We start from the raw sequence: 14,435 nt of genomic DNA on the forward strand, positions 1-14,435 counted from the left end.
TAGAACTGAAAATATTCATTTTTCACTTAAGGTGAGAGTTTAATTTATAAAAAAAGGCTGTCTGAAAAGCGAAATTTTAATCATTATCAATTTGTTTCATAATGACTAGTTTTAAGCCTTTTTAGACAGCCTCTTTTTTATTAGAGTTGTTATTTTAAAAGATTTATTCTAATACAAATTCAAAACTGTAATTACCTGAATGGATTATATATTTAGGAAGCGTTTCAGATAAAGTTCCATTTACACTCATTTGAATTAAATCTAAATTTAATGTGTAAAAACCTTGTTTTTCTAAATCGAATGGATGTTTAGCTTTCGAAATATTTTCTGCTGAATATGGCCAAATAGAGAATCCAAATTCTGGTGATCCTTTAATTGATAATCCTGCTTTGTTTGATGATGATAATTTTAACCATCTAACATCACTTCTATTTCCATTTTCTTGAGGAAATACGTAGTTGTAAAATAAATCGTCTGTTTTAAACGAAAATTCATCAACTTCAGTTCCTCGTTTTCTATCAATATAATTTTCCCAAGGACCTTTTCCGTAAAATTTTGTGTTTTTGTAACTGTTAGGAACTCCCATTGTCATACCAAATCTAATTAGGCCAGGTAATGATTCTTTCGCATCCATATCCATTTTTACAACAACCCGCCCATCACTTAAAAATTTATAATTAATTTCCAGTTTAACGTCATTGTTTAATTCTTTTTTAACTGTAACAATAGCTTCATTATTTTTGTTTGAAGTGCTTTTTACTGAAGTTGTTTTTAATTTATCATTCAAAAACTCCCAGAATTTTCTTGAATCTCTAAACATTTTACTGCTTGCGCCTCTTAAATCATTATCAATAGGAGGACGAAAAAAGTTTGGTTTTAAAGGTGAGATTATTTGTTCTTTACCGTTTGAAATAAAAGAAGTTAATTCTCCATTTGTTTTAGAAACTTTTGCTGAAAAACGTTTTCCTTTAACAATTATCTCATTATTTATTTCTGTTGAAGAAAGTGTAGATTTTGATTTTGAAGAATATTCATTTGAAAATTTTCTAGCTTTTAGTAATATTTGATCTTTAGCAATCTCATAACCTTTATTAGCCCAAAAACGATCTGCTTTTTCTTGTACACTAATTTTTATCCAATATTCTGCGTCATCTTTAAATCTTACTTTTTTAAATGGAATATTTAAGGTTTCAGAAGTTGCGGCTTTTACATCTACATCTTCTAAAATACCAGATTGTAATTGTTTTCCGTTTTCAGAAAGAGACCAATGTACTTCGTAGTTGTTTAAATTGGTAAAATTTAAATGGTTTATTGCTGAAATTTTTCCGGTCGCAATAGCTACGTCTTTAAAATTAAATGGTTGAAATATGTATTTACATTCCCAAGCGTGTGGATTTGGCGTTCTGTTTGGTGAGAAAACACCATTTATACAAAAGTTTTTATCGTTTGGAATATCTCCAAAATCTCCACCATAAGCATAATATTTTTCATCTTTATTGTTTGTTGTTTCTAAACCTTGATCTATCATATCCCAAATAAAACCACCAATAAGGTTTGGTTTAGAGTTAATTAAATCCCAGTATTCACCTAAACCACCAATAGAATTACCCATTGCATGTGCATATTCACACATAACAATTGGTCTGTTTATATGTTTGTTTTCAGACATGTTTTTAAGTTGGTAAATTTCCGGATACATTCTACTTAAAACATCAACATAATCTGGATCATCAGGGTTCGCGTGTACAGGACCTCTAAATAATGCTTGGCCTTCTGCACCTTCTTTATAATCTGGATCTGTAGGGTCACCTTGCGCTCCTTCATAATGTACAAAACGCGATGGGTCATAATCTCTAATCCAACCTGCAGCTGCAGCAAAGGCTGGCCCAGAACCGGCTTCATTACCCATTGACCACGAAATAATACTTGGGTTATTTTTGTCTCGGTCAACCATTCGCATAATTCTACTTAAAATAGGGATTGCCAAGCTTGGTTGTTGAGGCGCATAACTTCCTAAATGATGTGTTTCAATATTTGCTTCGTCCATTACGTAAACACCATATTTATTGCATAATTCATAAAAATATGGGTCGTTTGGGTAGTGAGACGTTCTAACTGCATTAAAATTGAATTGTTTCAATAATTTAACATCAGTTTCCATTTCTTTTCTTGTTAGAGCTTTACCACCTGTTGGGCTATGATCGTGGCGATTTACACCCATAATTTTTACAGGTTTTCCATTTACTAATAACTCATTTTTATCACTAAAAGAAACTTGTCTGAATCCAATTTTTTGACTTCTTGATTCTACAACCTTTCCATTTGGATCAGTTACATCAATTACCAATGTGTATAAATATGGATTTTCTGAAGACCATTTGTTTGGATTTTTTATGTTTGCTTCTAAAAAAGCAAACTTTGTAATATCACGTTGTGGCCATCTTTCAAAATGAATAGCTTCTATGGAAGCTGTCATTGGTTTTTCTAATACTTTCTCATTGTTTGCATTGTATAACTCTGCATTTAATTCCCATCCTTTTAATTTTTCAGCATCACCTTTCATCCAAATAATTGGTCTAATTTCAAGTTTAGCATCTTTTAAATCTGAATCAAATTTAGTTCTTGCAAAAAAGTCGTTTAAAGCAATTTTTGGTTGAGCAAGTAACATAACCTCTCTGTGAATTCCACTTAAACGCCACATATCTTGATCTTCTAAATAACTACCATCACTCCATCTAAAAGCTTGCACAGCTACACGGTTTTTCCCTTCGGAAATAAATTCAGTTATATCAAATTCAGCAGCCAATCTACTTCCTTGGCTATACCCAACTTTTTTACCATTCACCCAAACATAAAAAGCCGATGAAACTCCGCCAAAATGAAGAATTACAGATTGATTATCCCAATCTTCAGGAATTGTGAAATCTCTATAATAACTACCAACCGGGTTGTCTCTATATTTTTCTATATAAGGAAATTGAGGTGGGTGAGGCCCCATATAGTTAAAATTTCTTGTGCCTCCTTTAAAAATATCAGGAGTAAACGGATAAATAATATTTGAATAAATAGGTTGTCCGTGTCCTTCTATTTCCCAATTTGAAGGAACTGGAATATCTTTCCAATCTTTTGAATCTCCATTAAAGTCTTTTGCAATAAAATCTTGAGGTCTATCGCTAGACTTTCCAACATAGTTAAATTTCCAAGTTCCGTTTAATGATTTTATTCTTGAAACATCTCTATTTCCGGTTAAGGCATCTTGATGGTTTTTGAACGAATAACTTGGTACACGAGAGCGCATTTTATTTTGTTCAAACATTAACTCGTTTTCCCAATCGTTTTGAGAAAAAGTGTTTTGAAAGCTAAGAAGAGCTACAAAACTAAGAATCAGAAATTTTATTTTCATTTTTTTATATTTAATTAGATGAAACAATGTCTTATTTTATATAATAAAGCTATACAACAGAAATTGATTTTTTTTACATTTTAATTTATAATTTACCAAATTAGTACGTTTTTTTGTACCAAACAATAATGTTCAGTTTATATCTAGTTAAAAAAAAGAATCCATGGCTTTAATATAATTTTACTTCAACTATAATTAGTTTACACTTATTTTAAACTTACCTTTTTTAATAGTTCCGTTTTTAAATTTAACTTGATATCCATAGCCTGGAATTGTAATTCCATCTAGTGTAGTTTGTTTTACAGGTCCTAAATTAACGATTACTTCTGTATTAGAAGCAAAGGTTGTTTTTTGAAGTTTAAAATCGAGTGATAAATATTCATGACTTACTAGTTCTTCAAAGAATGTTTCTCTATGAACCGGACTTACAGTTTCATTTGCCATTTTAATCATGTCTTTCATTCCTTCAAATTCATAAGGAGAAAAGAAAATTGTTGTACCTAATCCAAAAAGCATGTTTCTTAAAGATTTAACTCTAAAATCTCCATTAGATGACATTTGATTGTCCGGATCTTGAATTTTACCATATACGGCAATAGCATCATGATAAACAAGGTTGAATAGTGGAGCTCTATGAGAAATTTGGGCCATTGGAGTAGAATGACCATAAGTCATTCCTTCAAACATATCAAAATATGGAATCCATTGTTGTTGACCATGTTCTGTTCCGTTAACCAAATTTTTAGAGTCAATATATTCAGCAAGAGCTCTAATTCCTTTATCGTATTTTTTATCATATCTAGCAAATGAAATATCCGTTATATCTGCTTCTAATCCTAATGCTTCAATTTCTTTATGTAAACTTTTTTTAATCAATCCAACTTGTAATGCTGGATCTACACGTGCCCATCTACTTCCAGCATTCACCAGTTTTTCTTTATTATCTTTTTCAAAAAGGTTAATATTAAAGTCTGGATCATTTTCTAAAATTGGTGAGTAGGCGTGATATGATGAATATAAATATCCGTATTTTTTTGTTAAGTCAACAGCTTTTCGTAATTCTTTAACACCTCCTAATTCTTTACTAATAGGCCAGCAATTTGGTGCGAAATTAGAGAATGTACCCCAAGCATGGATAAATGCATTATCAACCTTTAACTCATCATGAGTAATTTTAAGAATGTTTTGTAAATCTTTAAATGTAAAGGCCATATTTGGCATGTTTACATAATGAGGATAACCACCATATAAACCCATGTATAATGCTCCTTGTAATTTAGATACATTAGGATTGTTTTTTGCTTTATCTTTTAATGAAACAAAATAACCTCTTTCAATAGCTTCTTTTCTGTAAGTTTTAGCCATATCTACATAGTTGCCACCTTTAATGAAATGATAGCTTATCCGCTTTTTTTCTTTTGAATTATTTAGTGGCCAAACTGGATCTAAAAATTCGATACGCTTATTAGGAGACATTTTTCCTTCAGCGTTATATAAGTATTGACCGTTGTTATTTATGTTGAAAAACATATTGGCATCAGTTGATTTGTCTAAAATCCCCATTACAGCAGATTTCTCATTGTAAGTTCCCCACCAAGGCATTGATAATCCACTTCCATTTGTGAAAAGAGGTAATTTACCAGTAGATTTATGTACATATGTAGCGTCATCCCACATACAGAAAGAACCTCCATTCATTGGGAAAATATATGAAGGACAAATTAAACCTTGTTTTTGAGGGATAACAGCAGCTCCTTTATCAACATCGGTTTCTAGGCTGAATGCTCTTGCAGGATATCTTAATTCAACTAATTTATAATCTCCACCTTCATATGAAATTATTTCAATATCTATTTTTGAATTGATATCTGTTAAACGGATTTCAGTTTTAATTGATACTCCTTCAGCAACAGTGTTATTTTTAAAAACTGGATTACTAAAGTTAATATTAACTGTTGAATCATCTTTCTTTGAAACTTCAATTGATTTACTATTTGAAATATTAATAGTTTGCTTTTTTCCTTTTGAATCAATAATTGTAAGTAATCCTGCAGCATTTTCCCAAGGGTCAGCTTTCCAAATTTGTCCAGATTCCTTTTCTGTAACTTGAAAAGATCCGCTTTTTCCATCAACTACAACTTTTATAGTAGAATTCTCTAAAATAGCTGATTCTGAACTTGAGTTTTGTTCAGTCTTTGTTTTATTTGATGTGCAACTTTGAATGAGCATCAAACAAAAAATCACAAGTGTAAAACTTGTGATTTTTAGTATTCTTTTTGTACTTATCATATTAAAAATTCAATAATTAATTATTTTCTAAATGAAGAAGTAACTAATTAGAAAAATTTTAGTACTCCTTTTTGTTTTTCTATCTTACAACTCTACCAGATCCAGAACCGCCCATAAGAGCCTCCACTTCAGCACGTGTTGAATAATTAAAATCACCTTTTATAGAGTGTTTTAAGCAAGATGCAGCAACACCATATTTTACGGCAGTTGCAGAATCACTTAATTCTGGAGTGTTTAATGCGAAAATTAAACCTCCGGCAAAAGAATCTCCTCCACCAACACGGTCTACAATATTTTTAATTTTGTATGATTCGTAGTTTCCTTCAGCATCTAATGGTGCAAATGAAGGTGTATCTGTAGCCGCTTCGTAAAGCATTGCTCCCCAGTTGTTATGTGAAGCAGATAAGCTTTCGCGTAAAGTAATTGCTGCTTTACTAACGTTTGGAAATTGTGCAACAACTTGGCGCGCAACATCTGGATATCTAGAAGTATCTAATTTACCCGAATGTACATCAGTATCCCCAGCTCTAATTCCTAAAACATCATAACAATCTTCTTCGTTTCCAATAACAACATCAATAAACGGTAAAATTTTACGCATTGTTTCTTGTGCTAATTCACGAGCGGATTTAGATGTATCCCATTTCCAAAGTTTTCCTCTAAAGTTTAAATCAATTGAAACTTTTGCTCCAGCTGCTTGTGCTTTTTGAGCCGCAACTAAAGTAGCTTCAGCGGCATTTTTAGATAATGCAGGTGTAATTCCGCTTAAATGTAGCCAACCAGCACCTTTAAAAATTTCAGTCCAATTATAAGCACTTGCAGGAGTAATAGCAATAGCAGAATCTTCTCTATCGTAAATAACATTGCTTGGGCGTTGGTTTGCTCCAGTTTCTAAAAAATAAGTTCCTAAACGACCATTGTCTGTTCTTAAAACATATTGCGTGTCAATACCAACTGAACGAACAGCATCCATTGTAGCTTCAGCTAACGCATGTTTTGGTAATGCAGTTACGTAACGAGCTTTTCCTCCAAAATTACAAATAGATGCAGCAACACTGGCTTCAGCACCAGCATAAGTCACTTCTAATTGACGCGCTTGGCGTAAACGTAAATTTCCAGGGGCCGCTAAACGTCCCATTATTTCTCCAAAAGTTACAATTGTTTTCATGTATATATTTTTTAATTTCTTTGTTATCCTCTAATTTCTTTAACTAAATCTGTTATTTCTTTTGCATTTTTTGTTATTTGATCCCAGTTTTCGGCAAGGATTAAATCACGTTTTGCAATCCAAGAGCCTCCAATTGCTGAAATTAAATTAGATTCTAAATAACTTTTTGCATTTGCCATATTTACTCCACCTAATGGAATGTATTTAAGGCCTAAATATTGGTATGGAGCACCCATATTCACTAAATGATTCATTCCTCCTGAAGATTCTGCAGGGAAATATTTTATAACTCTACACCCTTGTTCAACTGCCATTTCAATATCTGTTGGAGTCATAACACCAGGTGAAAAAGATAAGCCTAATTTAATAGCTTCTGCAATAATTTTAGGGTTACAACCAGGAGATACTGCAAAATCTGCACCTACATCAGATACCGCTTTTACTTGATCAATAGTTAAAACAGTTCCAAATCCTAAACAAACTTGTGGTAATTCTTTTTTAATGGCTTTTGCAGCATCTAAAGCTGCTGGAGTTCTAAGGGTAAGTTCAATTGTATCTATACCTCCTTTTAAAAGAGCTTTTGCTACAGGAACTGCATGTTTTACATCGTCAATAATAAGCATAGCTATTATACCGGCTTTATCAACTTTGTTGATGATTTCAGGAGACATAGCCTTTTGTTCAATTGGATACATATGTTTTTTAGTTTTAAATTATTTTTCAGTTGAAAAGTTAAGATAATTATTCATTACAAAAAAAGCACATATAACCGATCTAAGATTCGTATAATTTACCTTTTAATCGCATAAAATTACCCTAAAAACTAAGTTTAAAATTCTTTTCTTAGGTTTAAGGTAAATAAGAAGGCGGTATTTAAAAGGTGTTAATATATTCTTCTAGATTGTCCTTTCTAGAGAGTTTTAGTTTTTTTCTCAATCTGTATCTTGAAGTGTGTACGCTTTCTATTGAGATTCCAAGTAAACTTGCCATATCTTTACTGGATAAATTTAATTTTACCAAAGCGCATATTTTTTGATCTGTTTGACTTAATTGAGGGAATTTATTTTTTAAATCGTTGTAAAAACTTTGATTGATGTTTGTAAAACGAGCTTCAAATTCTTTCCAGTTGTTATTTGGTGTGTCTTGAATTGTTTTTAACATTCGTTTAATAACGGAAGTGTCCATTGCTCCTTTCTGACCTTCAAGTTTTTTCTTTAAACTTTGAATAAATTCTTCTTTTTCAATTAGTCTTAAAGCAGATTCGGTTAGTTCTTTGTTTTTGAGTTCTAAAATTTCCTGCTGTTTTTGATTTCTAAGTTTTTGTTTTTCTGTTAAAATATTTTTTTCATTTTTATGTTTATTTCTTATGTGTTTAACCCATATAAAGCCAAATAAAAGTAGAAATATAATGGTTACAGATAAGATGGTTGTTTTTAGAAAAAAAACTTTTTCTTCATTTTCTAAATTTTGTATTTTTTGTTGATTTATTAAAAGCGCCTGCTTGTCCTTTTCTAAGCGAAATTTGTCTTTTATTTCTAATAAATGTTTGTTGTTTTCACTTTGGCTTCCAAAAATTTCGTCATTTCTTAATTTTGCAAGTTTTAAATACTTGAAAGCCTCGTTTAAATTATTTTTTTTGAAATATAAATCAGATAAAGCTTCATACGTAATAATTTTGTAGTTTAAATGTCTATTAAATTTGTTTGAAATATTTAAAGACTCTTTATAAAAATGGATGCTTTTATCTCTATCTCCAGTTAAATTATATACTTCGCCAATTAATGCATTTATAATTACTAAATAAGAGGGGTCATTTTTTATAAAATGATTTTTAGCCTCGTTTAATAATTTAAGAGCGTCTTTGTAATTTCCTTCAACTCCCATTAAAATTGCGCGTTCAGCTTCAAGGTAGTAACTTTTATTTTTAAGCGAACGAGAATCTTTTATTTGATAGCAGCTATCCAAATAAATTTTAGCCATATCATATTTTTTATTTACTCGGTATAAGTTCATGATTGAAAAATAATCACTTTGTAAATAAGGTCTGTAATACGAGTTCTTCAGAAGGTTTTTTCTGATATTTATTGAAAGGTTAAAATATTTTAAAGCCTCATCATCTCTTTTATAAAAGCTGTATAACCAGCCTAACCCTTGATAAACTTTTGCTTTTGAAATAGAGTCGTTTGATTGTTCTGTGAGTAATAACGCTTTCCAATAACCATCATAGGCATCACCATAGTTAACGTTATGAGAATGAATTTCAGATAATTCTAATAAGAAATTTATTGCTGCAAGTGTGTCATTTTTCTTAATGCTTAGTTTATAACCTTCATTTAAATGATAAGCAGCGCTATCTGGGTTGTTAAATTTTAATGAAAGTGCCTGTTTTAAAATTAAATCATCTTTGTTAGGTTCTTGAGAAAAAGAATTTAGACTAATGCAAATGATAAAAAATTGAATAAAAAAAGAAAATCGCATTGTAGTGGTTAATGTTTATTTGATGTCAAATATAAATAAAATTTGTTAGTTTAAATTGGTGTTAAAATTTAAACTGTTCAGTTTGTGTATGGTTGAAATGTTTTATGAAACATCCTAAATATCAATTATATTAGGGTTTTAGGCTGTAGTATTTTTAGTTTTAAAATTTTTAATGTCAAGAAAAAAACTATTAAAAATTTAGCTGTGTTGAGTTTTGGTCTAGTTATTTTCTTTTGTTATTGGATATTAATTCATCAGATTTGTAACTCTTATAAAAAGCAGAGAGCCATCATGAAATTTATTCAATCAGTTTTAAAATATTTAGTACTTTTTCTTTTATCTGTAACTTGTTTTGGGCAGGTGAATGTTAACGCAAATTTAAATGTTAAGCATTCCGTTGAAGGGATTTCAACATTTGATAGGTCTAAGTTTATTGTTATCCATGCCAATCAAACAGAGAAAGAATGGGATGGAGACAATTTATCATCAGATTTACGTAATGATTTTTTAAATGGTTATGATGTGTATTTAGGAAGAGATACTGGTGGGATTTCGTGGAATTTAAATAATGTGACTGAAGATAGCACTCGACCTGGTTTTGCAAGTCCAAGTGAAATAAAATCTAAAGGTCTAACTAATAGAAATAATTTTAGAAAGAAAACAAATCTGCATCAATACGAAGCTAGAAAAAATGCTACAATAGCCGGGCAATTACATCCTTTTTGGACAGGTGAAGGCCAAAAAGCTACAAGTAAAGGTTGGAAATTAGCAAATGGAACCGCTACAGGTGAATATATGGGGCGCTATGTAAATGAATTTTATGGTGGAGAAGGGCAGAAAACACCTTCATATATAGAAGTGATTAACGAACCGTCCTACGAAAGTTTAGGAGGTAAATTAAATTATACAGGCTCTATAAAAGAAATTGCAGATTTTCATGTAGAAGTAGCTAATGGTATAAGAGCGCAAGCTCCTAATTTAAAAATAGGTGGTTATACAACGGCGTTTCCAGATTTTGAAGTAGGTGATTTTCAACGTTGGAATAATAGATGGAAACTGTTTATGGATATTGCAGGTGAAAAAATGGATTTTTGGTCTATTCATTTGTATGATTTTGGGTCTATTAGGGGAGGTGAGAAGGAATTAAGATCTGGAAGTAATGTTGAGGCAACTTTTGATATGATGGAGCAATACAGTAAACTTTCATTTAATAAAGTAAAGCCTTTTGTTATTTCAGAATATGGAGCTCAAACTCATGATTATAACAATAAACCTTGGAGTCCTTATAGAGATTGGCTGCATATAAAAGCATCAAGTTCATTGTTAATGTCTTTTTTAGAGAGACCTAATTCTATTGCTTCCGCTATTAATTTTTTAGCTTGTAAAGCTGAATGGGGTTTTAAAAGTAAATTAAATATACCGTATGCAAGTAGATTAATGAGGAAAGAAAATGAGCCAACAAGTTATACTGGGAAATGGGTGTATACAGATATGGTTAAATTTTTTCAATTATGGAAAAATGTAAAGGGAACAAGAATAGATACAACTACTGATAATTTAGATATTCAGGTTGATGCTTATGTTGATGGTGATAAAGGGTATTTGATTGTGAATAATTTAAACTTTCAAGCAGAAACTATTAATTTAAATATTTTTGATTCTAAGAACATTGCTATAAAAAGTATTTTAAAAAAACATTTAACGTTGAACGGAGATGTGCCTGTTTTGGAAGAAGAGACTTTTAACTCTTCAATTTCAGAGGTTGAAGTTGGTGCTGAGTCTACATTAATATTAGAATATACCTTTAAAGATGATATTATAATTGATGAAAGTTCAATAGAAACTAAATATTATGCTACAGATTATTTAAAACCGATAATTGCGAATAAAGCACAATCATTTAATATAATAAATGTTTCAAAATCGAAATATGGTGAAGCGGTTCTTAGAATTGGAGTAGGAAGAGAGCACGGGAAAAATTTGCACCCAAAAGTTAAAGTGAATAACACTGTAATTGAGGTTCCTGATAATTGGAGAGGGTATGATCAAGCGCAAAGAGAGCGATTTTTTGGTGTGTTGGAAATTCCTGTTCCTTATAATGTGCTTTTAAAAAATAATACGGTTGATGTTGAGTTTTCAGATGATGGAGGTCACATTAGTAGTGTTACAATGCAAGTGTTTGAATTTAGCAGTAATATTCGTGAGGTTGATGCATCGGATATACCAAGGAATTAGTGGTAACTTCAATTTGACTCAGTTTTCAAAAGGGGTAAACATTGTAAATGTTACTAAAAGCAATAAAAATAAAATTCAATCTAAATTAATAGTCCAATAGTGCTGTTTTTTTAAATTATAGTGATAGTCAAAAAAAAATAAATAATCGATTTTTGTTTGAAATTAACAAAAGATAAACAGGAAATTAATGTTGCAGTTTAAAAAAATATCAATGCTATTTTTAGTAGTGTTCTTGGTGAGTTGTTCTAACAAACCTACAAATAATGGTGAAAGAAATTCAAATTTTAATTTAAACTGGGAATTTGCCTTATCTCAAAATGATGTTAATATTAAGGATATTAATCAGTCTGAGTTTAAATTGTTAAATCTTCCGCATGATTGGGCTGTTGAAAATGAGTTTGATAAAAACTTAGGAGATGATGCATTGGGAACTGGTTATTTACCGAGCAAAGGTTACGGCTACTACAAAAAAACATTTGATGTTCCTTTTAACGAAAACAAAGTTGTTTATGTGTTATTTGATGGCGTTTATAATAATTCTGAAGTTTATATAAACGGTACTAAATTAGGATTTCACCCTTACGGATATTCACCATTTTATTTCAATTTATCAAAGTACCTTAACAAGGATGGAAAAAATAATGAAATAGTTGTTAAGATAGATCATTCAAGATTTGCAGACAGCAGATGGTATACAGGTGCTGGTATTTATAGAAATGTAAAATTAATTAGTACAAATAAATTACATATTCCAATTTGGGGAACATTTGTTACTACGCCTCAAGTTTCAAAATCAAAAGCAACGGTTAATATAGCTGTTTCAGTTAAAAATGATTTTTCTTCAGAAGAAAATATTGTTGTAAGAACTGCTATAATTACTTCTACAGATAAAGAAATTTCTTCAGTGAATACTGATTTAAAACTAGAAGGTAATTCGTTAAAAGAAGTGAGTCAGCAGATTGATGTTATAAACCCAACTTTATGGAGTGTTGATAAACCTGAAATGTTTAAAGCGGTAACTACTATTTTAAAAGATGGAAAAGAAATTGATAAATACACAACTAATTTTGGAATAAGAAGCGTTCGATTTGATGCAAATGAAGGGTTCTTTTTAAATAATGAGAATATGAAGATTAAGGGTGTTTGTATTCATCATGATGGCGGAATGGTTGGTACTGCAATTCCAAAAGGTGTTTTAAAAAGAAGGTTGCAGATTTTAAAAGATGGAGGTTGTAATGCCTTGCGTATTTCTCACAATCCAGCATCAAATGAATTGTTAGATTTATGTGATGAAATGGGGTTCTTAGTGCAAGATGAATTTTTTGACGAATGGGACAATCCAAAAGATAAACGTTACAATCAAAACGAATCTAAAAGTACCGATTATATTACAAGAGGTTATGGAGAGCATTTTCAAGAATGGGCAAAAAAAGATTTAGAAGCTGTAGTATTAAGTCATAGAAATCACCCATCTGTTTTTCAATGGAGTATTGGAAATGAAATTGAATGGACCTATCCTAGAAATGCAGCGGCAACAGGATTTTTTAATAATATGAGTTGGAGTGGGAATTATTTTTGGTCCGAATCTCCTTATTCAATAAAAGAAATTAAACATCAATTAGAGACCTTGCCAAGAGGAAAGTTTGATATTGGAGCGACTGCGAAAAAATTATCAAAGTGGACAAGAGATTTAGATATCTCAAGATCAATTACGGCAAATTGTATTTTACCTTCTGTAAGCTATGAGTCTGGTTATGCTGATGCGTTAGATGTTATTGGATTTAGTTATAGAAGAATTTTATACGATTACGGACATAAAAATTATCCAAATCAGCCAATAATTGCAAATGAAAGTTTAGGGCAATATCATGAGTGGAAGGCGGTTATGGAAAGACCATTTGTTTCGGGAATGTTTATTTGGACTGGTTTTGATTATATGGGTGAAATTAGAGCGCCTTGGCCAACAAGAGTGCAACCTTCAGGGTTATTAAATACTGCTGGTTTTGCAAAAGGATCTTACCATATGATGAAAACGTTGTGGAATCCAGAACCTCATATATTTTTCGCAACTCAAAACATTGAAAAATCTCTGAATAAAATAGATTCAAAAGGAGAAATTACACCAAAGGATCCTGAAAAATGGAAAAAACAATTATGGGAATGGTATGCTATTAATGAGCATTGGAATTATAATGACGGAGAAATAATTTCGGTTGAACTGTATTCTAATTGTGAGGAAATTGAATTGTTCTTAAATGACAAATCATTAGGATTGAAAAAATTAGCAGACTTTGATGATCATATTTATAAATGGGGTGTTCCTTTTGCTGAAGGTAAATTAGTGGCAAAAGGTAAAAAAGATGGCAAAGAATTTTCTTCAGAAATAATTACAGCAAGAAAATCTACAGCTATTATATTAACTTTAGAAGAAAAAGAAATAGAAGCAAATAATTACGATGTTGCGCATATTATTGCGCAGTTAGTTGATGAAAAAGGAAACCCAGTTTTAACCGATGATAAAGAGATTACATTTGAAATTGTAGGTGAAGCTAAATTATTAGGAGTAGATAACGGATGGAAAAATAGTATTCAGAAATTTAAAACTAATGTGAATACTACGCATCAAGGTAAAACATTGTTAATTATTCAAGCAAAGGATAAAATGTCTGAAGTTGAGGTGATTGCGAAAGTTGATGGAATGAAAGCGCAAAGTGTAATTGTTAAAGTTATTTAATGATTGAAATAGTTATTATAAGGTTTAATATTTTTTGATAGCTTTACTTTCACAAATTTTGAAATGAATATTATGAAACGAGCACATCTAATTATGATAAATAAGGGAGTAGCTAATATCAAACAGCA

At 30.8% G+C, this 14,435-nt stretch carries 7 protein-coding genes; 2 read left to right on the plus strand and 5 right to left on the minus strand.

Going from position 1 to position 14,435, the window contains the following annotated elements; genetic code table 11:
- Positions 1-163: 163 nt before the first annotated feature.
- The 5 genes from DAD81_RS00170 to DAD81_RS00190 form a co-directional block, all read right to left on the minus strand.
- Positions 164-3,403, minus strand: a complete 3,240-nt coding sequence (locus DAD81_RS00170; protein ID WP_111706205.1) for a glycoside hydrolase family 2 TIM barrel-domain containing protein — start codon at positions 3,401-3,403, stop codon at positions 164-166.
- 195 nt (positions 3,404-3,598) lie between these two features.
- Positions 3,599-5,692 carry a DUF5696 domain-containing protein gene (locus DAD81_RS00175; RefSeq protein WP_245949156.1) on the minus strand — a complete coding sequence of 698 codons (2,094 nt, stop codon included), beginning with the start codon at positions 5,690-5,692 and terminating at the stop codon, positions 3,599-3,601.
- A 79-nt stretch (positions 5,693-5,771) separates the two neighbouring features.
- Positions 5,772-6,860 (minus strand): sugar kinase, encoded by a 1,089-nt coding sequence (locus DAD81_RS00180; protein ID WP_111706207.1) that lies wholly within the window; start codon positions 6,858-6,860, stop codon positions 5,772-5,774.
- Between the two features lie 23 nt (positions 6,861-6,883).
- Positions 6,884-7,555, minus strand: coding sequence for a bifunctional 4-hydroxy-2-oxoglutarate aldolase/2-dehydro-3-deoxy-phosphogluconate aldolase (locus tag DAD81_RS00185; RefSeq protein ID WP_218939661.1), 672 nt, complete (start codon positions 7,553-7,555; stop codon positions 6,884-6,886).
- A gap of 178 nt (positions 7,556-7,733) precedes the next feature.
- On the minus strand, positions 7,734-9,338 hold the full coding sequence (locus DAD81_RS00190) for a tetratricopeptide repeat protein (protein ID WP_111706208.1): 1,605 nt from the start codon (positions 9,336-9,338) through the stop codon (positions 7,734-7,736).
- A gap of 291 nt (positions 9,339-9,629) precedes the next feature.
- On the opposite strand from DAD81_RS00190, the gene DAD81_RS00195 reads away from it, so the two are divergent.
- On the plus strand, positions 9,630-11,573 hold the full coding sequence (locus DAD81_RS00195) for a beta-agarase (protein ID WP_111706209.1): 1,944 nt from the start codon (positions 9,630-9,632) through the stop codon (positions 11,571-11,573).
- A gap of 211 nt (positions 11,574-11,784) precedes the next feature.
- A complete protein-coding gene (locus DAD81_RS00200) occupies positions 11,785-14,307 on the plus strand; it encodes a sugar-binding domain-containing protein (RefSeq protein WP_245949157.1) in 2,523 nt (840 codons plus the stop codon).
- Positions 14,308-14,435: the final 128 nt, after the last annotated feature.

Origin of the sequence: Lutibacter citreus (assembly GCF_003260195.1) — a bacterium.
In the GTDB taxonomy this organism is placed as follows: domain Bacteria; phylum Bacteroidota; class Bacteroidia; order Flavobacteriales; family Flavobacteriaceae; genus Lutibacter; species Lutibacter citreus.

Coding starts and splice junctions, on each gene's coding strand:
- DAD81_RS00170 (WP_111706205.1), bottom strand. CDS start 3,403: ATGAAAATAAAATTTCTGATTCTTAGTTTTGTAGCTCTTCTTAGCTTT.
- DAD81_RS00175 (WP_245949156.1), bottom strand. CDS start 5,692: ATGATAAGTACAAAAAGAATACTAAAAATCACAAGTTTTACACTTGTG.
- DAD81_RS00180 (WP_111706207.1), bottom strand. CDS start 6,860: ATGAAAACAATTGTAACTTTTGGAGAAATAATGGGACGTTTAGCGGCC.
- DAD81_RS00185 (WP_218939661.1), bottom strand. CDS start 7,555: ATGTATCCAATTGAACAAAAGGCTATGTCTCCTGAAATCATCAACAAA.
- DAD81_RS00190 (WP_111706208.1), bottom strand. CDS start 9,338: ATGCGATTTTCTTTTTTTATTCAATTTTTTATCATTTGCATTAGTCTA.
- DAD81_RS00195 (WP_111706209.1), top strand. CDS start 9,630: ATGAAATTTATTCAATCAGTTTTAAAATATTTAGTACTTTTTCTTTTA.
- DAD81_RS00200 (WP_245949157.1), top strand. CDS start 11,785: ATGCTATTTTTAGTAGTGTTCTTGGTGAGTTGTTCTAACAAACCTACA.